Here is a 268-nt window from a genome sequence, read left to right on the forward strand (position 1 = left end):
GCTTAAGACACAGCGCTTTTTTTGCTTTTTTTACAAGAAGCTCAGCTGCAAATATTCCTGTAAATATGGCACTTTGTGCTAAACTTGGAATCAATAAAGAATTTTATAGTATCTCCATCCCTCTTGGAGCAACCATAAACATGGCAGGTGCAGCAGTAACCATAGCCATACTAAGTCTTAGCGCCGCACATAGCGTTGGCATACAAGTAAGTTTTTTGCAAGCCTTTTTATTAAGCATTATCGCTACTTTTGCAGCTTGTGGCGCAAG

Annotated in this window: 1 protein-coding gene; it reads left to right on the forward strand. The window is 39.9% G+C overall.

Annotation, left to right across the window (positions count from 1 at the left end; translation table 11 throughout):
• The coding region (locus ELQ11_RS09795) for a cation:dicarboxylase symporter family transporter (protein ID WP_134225309.1) at positions 1-268 on the forward strand (268 nt) is incomplete at both ends.

This window comes from Campylobacter sp. US50a (genome assembly GCF_004379015.1).
GTDB classification, from domain to species: domain Bacteria; phylum Campylobacterota; class Campylobacteria; order Campylobacterales; family Campylobacteraceae; genus Campylobacter_D; species Campylobacter_D jejuni.